The sequence below is a fragment of the Chryseobacterium sp. 2TAF14 genome, from assembly GCF_052115105.1.
Taxonomy (GTDB): Bacteria; Bacteroidota; Bacteroidia; order Flavobacteriales; family Weeksellaceae; genus Chryseobacterium.
In genome coordinates, this window is record NZ_JBFRGA010000169.1 from 1 (window position 1) to 6,140 (window position 6,140).

The following is a 6,140-nucleotide window of genomic DNA, read 5'->3' on the forward strand; positions in this document are numbered from 1 at the left end:
GCTGGATGCTTCGTGCTGCAAAACTTGAAGGTAAATGCTGGATGCTTCGTGCTGCAAAACTTGAAGGTAAATCTACCGGAAGTCTGGTCGGAATCTACATTTTTATTGCATCGTTTTGCTTTATTGCCAATTTCAATGCGTTGTACACGAGATTTATGCGTACCGCTATTTATGAAACAGAACTACGAACCATCAATGAAGATTTCAATCACCTTGAAGGAAACATAGAAGCTAAATTAAATTATAAATATCCGAAAGAAACTACACGAAATATTGAGATCAAGAAAAAACAATTGATGGCTCAGATTATAGATCCTGCAAACCAAGGAATCGGTTCAAGAGCGCAATCACTGATTAGAGATATTGAAAAAATGACGGGTCAAAAAGTAGATCTTCTCACTCCAATCGGAAACGATTACGAAGATTTAGCCCAAAGAATGGGAAGCCAGATCGATAATATGGTGATGGATCTCTCACCTGATGAAAAAAATCTGAAATCAGACATCAATAATGCTGTTTTAAAATGGAACAAAAGAGTGCAGGAATTTTTACTGTTATCTAAAAAAGACAAAGATGATTTGGCACAGTCACTTATTGACAATGCTCTAACTGATTATAATAAGATCGGAAACAAAGCCGGCAATGTTTTAGGAGAAGATAAATTTAAATTTGAACCCCTTGTTTCAAAAACACAGGACGTTGGAAAAATCGGTTACGCTTTCGAACACGCCATCAAAAACTTCGGAATGTATCAGTTTGTGGTTTTGGCGGGATGTATCTTGCTAGATTTTGTGATTGTGATTATTATTTTGCTGGTTACAAATCAGGATAGCAGAACCAACAACAGCGTTTTGGGGAACAGAAAAAAAGGCAGAACATTAATTCCTAATAAATAAATGACCATGGCAAATAACGACCAACCATTTTCTTTCGACAACTACAATTACGACGATTTTAAAAAATTTGATGATTTTAATGAAACTCAAAACGAGATTCTAACGAATGAAAATATCTATACATCAGAAATAGAAGACGATGGTTTTGTTCCCACCTCAAACGGAAGTTCCACAACGGTAAAAAATAAAGACAGCAATTTTGTTTTCTTTTACGGAACATCTGCTTCGGGAAAATCAGTTATCTTATCGGCGATTTTATATTACCTGAATTCTTATGCAGGAGTTTTGCGACCGAAACTGGGAAGTCCAAATTCCAGAGAAGCACAGATTTTACTGGCAGATTTTTTTGAAAATATCAAAAGAGGTATTCTTCCCAACAGAAGCACAAGAGATCAGGTTACGAGATTAGATTTTGTTTTTGATCCTAACAATCAGTCGAAGAAAGTTCCTTCCATTAATATTTCATTTTTAGAAACGGCAGGAGAAAACCATAACGAAATTTCAAGAGGCGGAAAATATCATGCAGATATTGAAGCTTACTTAAATTCAGATATTCCTTTGAATTTCCTTATCGTAACAAGCTATGACAAAGCACACCAGGAAGATTCTAAAATCGTGGAATTTTTAGATTATCTTGAAAAAAAAGGTAAAAACCTGAAGAATGTAAATGTACTTCTTATTATTTCTAAATGGGATAAATCGGGAAATACAGGTGTGGATAACGAACAACATCTGGAAAATTTCATCAGTGAAAGATTGAGCATGACCAATAACAGGATTGACACCTATAATCTCAGCAAAACCTATTTTACAATAGGAAATGTGCAGAATCAGGCAGGAACCGAAAAGATTACGCTCCTTAACCTTGAGTCGGCAGAAGTAATTGCAAAGTGGCTGTATTATAATATTGTAGGCTATGATCTGGATTATGAAGGAACTTTTTGGGAAAAAATAAAATTTAGCTTTTCAAAATAAATGAAAAATATAAATGTCTTCGGCTACGCTACCTTCGGAACTCCGAATGGTTTTACCCAATCCTGTATTTATGGAAATAAAAATTTAGAAAAAGCTTTAAAAACTTTTGATCTGAAAACAGATGCCATACAATTGCTATCGCCAAATGACCGCATCTATTCGATTAGAAAAGAAGGTGTGGCAGACAGATTTTTGATCTCTTATTCTGTTTACACGTATGCAAAAGAAAAAAATTCTAACAGAACAGGCACTTTTATCGGTACAAGCTTGATTTTTTCTGATGAAACCGCCGATGAAAACATCATACTCAGCTCACTGCACAAGATTCACCAGAAATTAAAAAACAATAATGTAAGCAATAATGTTTTAAATATTAATCATTCAAAAGAGTTTAATCTTACCAATGTTTTTGATCAGGATTTTGAAAAAATTGAATATAACTGCAAAAAAATAAGCTTTACAGACTGGCAAAGTTCAGACAAAAACCTGGTTATTTTTACCGGCAAATTAGACAATCATTCTATTCAGAATTTGTTTARAAAAGCCTTGGAAATTCTGCCAAAATACGATACCTTATTTTTTATAGACAGTAAAGAAATTGCTGAATTTGTATCTCAGAAAAGGCTTTTCCGATTGATTGACATCAAAATATTAGATGAAGAAATTCAAAATTTTAAAACTGAAATCAAACAGCAGTTAATCAATACCATTTCAAAACTGAAACAGAAAAGCAAAAAAATTGAAGATGAAGGGAGAAACGAATACGAAAGTTTTAAGAAAAAAATAGAGCAAGACGAACAAACACACCTTGAAAACGGGAAAAAAATTGAGAATGCAGATAAAAATCTGATGGCTTTAAMCAGCTTATATTCAAATTTTTTACGGAAATTCAATGAAAATATTTCTGCCCTGGAATCAGGAAAACAGTTAGAAGAAATTAATGATTCTATCAAAAAAATTGAAAAAGAATTTTATGAAGAAAAAAGAAAACTGAATCTTTCAACACCGGTTTCTTCTTTAGGCAATCCCCGAAATGTGAGTACTTTTCCTCTGCAAAGACCTTCTTTATCTGAATATTCTTATACCGAAGAAAAGAAAAGCAAAAACAAAGGCTTCGTTATTTTCTCTTTAGTTTTAAATATTTTATTGATCGGTGCTTTGATATTTTTCACCTTATTTTACGAAAAAGAAAAGAAGTCTGAAGTGATTCCCGATGTTACTCCTGTTCAGGAGGATACAACTATAAACGAAGTTTCAGATCAGGATAATCTTTGGAAGAGTAATTTAAATCCTGCTCCGAATGACAGTGCAAAAGATATTGCCAATAAAAATCTGGTTTTAAGTTTGCTCACTGAAAACAACTCTACTATAGAAAATGTAGTGGATACCATATTTGCGAAAAATAAGATCATCAAAGACGTTTATGGTTTTCAAAAGAAAGATTACGGTAAGATTCTTTTTAAAGAAAATCCAAATGCTTTTAAAGAAATCAGTCAGGATACGATTTTAGTAAAAAAAGATTTTCTGAAGAAAATTCCGGTGTTTGTACCGAGATAAATGAGATTGTTATTTGTTTTAATTAAAATTCCGGCTGCTTCGCAGCCGGAATTTTCTTTTTCTATTTTAATCTAAATCATTTAGAAAACTGATCAATAAATCGCTTTAACTGCAAATCTCCAAAACCATAAACAGGATATTTCTGATTAAAAATTTTAAAAATTTCTTCAAAACTTTCTGCTTTTTTTTGAATACCTTTTATCTGATTTTCTAAAACTCCGTTAAAACGGTTTTGGTTTGCAATAATGAGCTCAGCAAGGTTTCTTACAATTTCTGATGATACCTCTTTCGATACATTATTCTGCTGGAAATCTTTCCAAAGTTCAGAAATCAGCCTTCTTTGAGAATCGCTAATTTCTTTTGCTGAATGAAACATTTCTTGCAAATCTTTTTCATCGCTTTCTGCAAATCCTTTTTCTGTATCATTTGGGAAAACTCTGAAAATCTTTGTTTTATTTAAATTCAAACTCGAAATTAAAAACCAAAAATTTACCTGACAAAACAAGTCGTCTTCAAACCAGAAAAATACTTCAGAATCTTCCTGAATATTTTGTATTTTCTGAAATTCTTTTATCACCAAATCGTCATAACTCCTTTCTGAATCGTAATTTTCAGCAATAAATCTTTTCCGGTTTTCAAAAAAATCTTCATCAGAAACGGAACCATCAATTAAAGCTTCACGCCAGATAATAATTTCACCTTCCAAATTTTTCGGAAATTTTTTGGCTAAACAATCGCCATTCAGAATGTGAAAAATTTTCATCTGTGTAGAATTTAAGAATTAAGAAACTCTTCCAGCGAAACCGTTTTTTGTTCGCCAGCTTCTAAGTTTTTAAAGGTAACCGTGTTATTTTTCAGCTCTTCTTCGCCTAAGAAAACCAGGTTTTTAATTCCTTTCTTTTCTGCGTAGGTAAACTGCTTGTTGATTTTTGCACTTTCAGGATACAGCTCAGCAGAAATTCCTTTTTGTCTTAATTGAATGATTAATTTTAAAGCTTCCGAAGTTTCTTCTCCGCCAAAGTTGGCAAACAGATATTCTACATTTGATGCAGCTTCTTCAGGGAAAAGATTCAGTTCTTCCATTACCAGATAAATTCGGTCCAGCCCGAAAGAAATTCCGATTCCGGGAACATTTTTTACGCCAAAAACTTCAGTAAGATTGTCGTATCTTCCTCCACCGCCGATAGAACCCATTTGAGCTTCGTCTGCTTTTACCTCAAAAATAGCTCCGGTATAATAATCTAAACCACGCGCCAAAGTAATATCAAAAACAAGATTTTGAATATCGACACCCAGATTTAAAGATTGTGTAATTACAAATTCAAGTTCTTCTACCCCTTTCAAGCCGATTTCGTTTCCTGCAAACTTTTCTTTCAGCTGAAGAAGGTTTTTTAAAGCATCATCAGACTGGTTGAAAAGGAAATCTAATTTATCGATCGATTCCTGAGAGATATTTCTTTCCAAAAGTTCCTTCACTACTCCATCCTTCCCTATTTTGTCTAACTTATCTAAAGCAACTGTAAAATCGATCAGCTTATCGGTAATTCCTGCATATTCTGCCAAACCGGAAAGAATTTTTCGGTTGTTGATGTGAATGGTAACCGAAACTTTTAATTCTTCAAAAGATTTTAAATACAATTGAACCAAATCAACTTCCTGCCAAAGACTTTCGCTTCCTACAACATCGGCATCACATTGATAAAATTCTCTGAATCTCCCTTTTTGCGGACGATCTGCTCTCCAAACCGGCTGAATCTGATACCGTTTGTATGGGAAAGTCAATTTCCCGTGATTCATCGCAACAAATCTTGCAAACGGAACCGTCAAATCATAACGAAGGGCTTTATCGGTAAGACTTTCTGCACTGAAAGGTTTGTCTAAAGCTTTCTGAAAATCGTTCAACATCTGAGTTTTTTTCTCTTCTTTAGATTCGTTGATACTTGAGTTTAAAATTTTAAAAATCAAACGATCGCCTTCTTCGCCATATTTCCCGGTTAATGTGGAAAGATTTTCAAAGCTTGGTGTTTCTAAAGGCTGAAACCCGAATAATTCAAAATTCTTCTGTAATATATTGATGATGTATTTTCTTCTTGAAACTTCCAGTGAGGTAAAATCTCTCGTTCCTTTTGCTAAGCTTGGCTTCATTTTTATAAATGATAATTGATTGTTGATAAATGATATTGACTGCAAAAATAAGGAATTGAAAGGACTTTTAAATCAAATAAAAAAGCCGCAGATTTTATTTCTACAGCCTTCATTTCATCAATTGTGTTTTTATATTTCGTTTTATACACTTTCCAGAATTTCTAAAATCTCTTCACCGTAGTTTTCAATTTTATGTTTTCCAAAGCCTTTAATATCGAGCAGCTCTTCTTTTTTCGCAGGTTTATATTTAGCAACGGAAACAAGCTCTTTATTGGTGGCAATAAAATACGTTGGAAGATTTTGTTCTTTTGCTTTTTCTGAGCGCCAAAGTTTCAGGGCATCTAGAATTTTGATTTCATCATTGCTTAAAGCTTCATCATCTGCAGAATATTTTACGGTTTTAGAATCTTTTACAACTGTTTTTACGGGCACTGATTTCGTATCATTATAATACATTACCACCGACCAAAACTGCTCGTCTTGCACAAATGCCGTTTCAGTTGTAATAATTTCATGATTCTCAAGGAAATTATCAATTAATTTTTGGTCTTCACGCAGAAACTCTTC

At 33.3% G+C, this 6,140-nt stretch carries 6 protein-coding genes; 3 read left to right on the forward strand and 3 right to left on the reverse strand.

Annotated elements, in window-relative coordinates; translation table 11 throughout:
- The 3 genes from AB4Y90_RS14605 to AB4Y90_RS14615 all read left to right on the forward strand — a co-directional run.
- A partial coding sequence (locus tag AB4Y90_RS14605) for a hypothetical protein (protein ID WP_441558276.1) occupies positions 1-896 on the forward strand: 896 nt, incomplete at its 5' end.
- A 6-nt stretch (positions 897-902) separates the two neighbouring features.
- Positions 903-1,871, forward strand: a complete 969-nt coding sequence (locus AB4Y90_RS14610) for a hypothetical protein (protein WP_441558277.1) — start codon at positions 903-905, stop codon at positions 1,869-1,871.
- Positions 1,872-3,428, forward strand: coding sequence for a hypothetical protein (locus tag AB4Y90_RS14615; RefSeq protein WP_441558278.1), 1,557 nt, complete (start codon positions 1,872-1,874; stop codon positions 3,426-3,428).
- A gap of 76 nt (positions 3,429-3,504) precedes the next feature.
- Here AB4Y90_RS14615 and AB4Y90_RS14620 read toward each other — a convergent pair whose 3' ends face one another.
- From AB4Y90_RS14620 to AB4Y90_RS14630, 3 genes are all read right to left on the reverse strand, one after another.
- Positions 3,505-4,191: a DUF1835 domain-containing protein gene (locus AB4Y90_RS14620; protein ID WP_441558279.1), complete on the reverse strand. Its 687-nt coding sequence runs from the start codon at positions 4,189-4,191 to the stop codon at positions 3,505-3,507.
- 11 nt (positions 4,192-4,202) lie between these two features.
- Positions 4,203-5,573 carry a histidine--tRNA ligase gene (gene hisS, locus AB4Y90_RS14625; protein ID WP_441558280.1) on the reverse strand — a complete coding sequence of 457 codons (1,371 nt, stop codon included), beginning with the start codon at positions 5,571-5,573 and terminating at the stop codon, positions 4,203-4,205.
- Between the two features lie 141 nt (positions 5,574-5,714).
- Positions 5,715-6,140: HRDC domain-containing protein (locus AB4Y90_RS14630; protein ID WP_441558281.1), on the reverse strand; the 426-nt coding region annotated here is incomplete at its 5' end.

Excerpts from the sequence above, each read along its gene's own strand:
- hisS (WP_441558280.1), bottom strand. The coding sequence starts at position 5,573 with ATGAAGCCAAGCTTAGCAAAAGGAACGAGAGATTTTACCTCACTGGAA.
- AB4Y90_RS14620 (WP_441558279.1), bottom strand. The coding sequence starts at position 4,191 with ATGAAAATTTTTCACATTCTGAATGGCGATTGTTTAGCCAAAAAATTT.
- AB4Y90_RS14610 (WP_441558277.1), top strand. The coding sequence starts at position 903 with ATGGCAAATAACGACCAACCATTTTCTTTCGACAACTACAATTACGAC.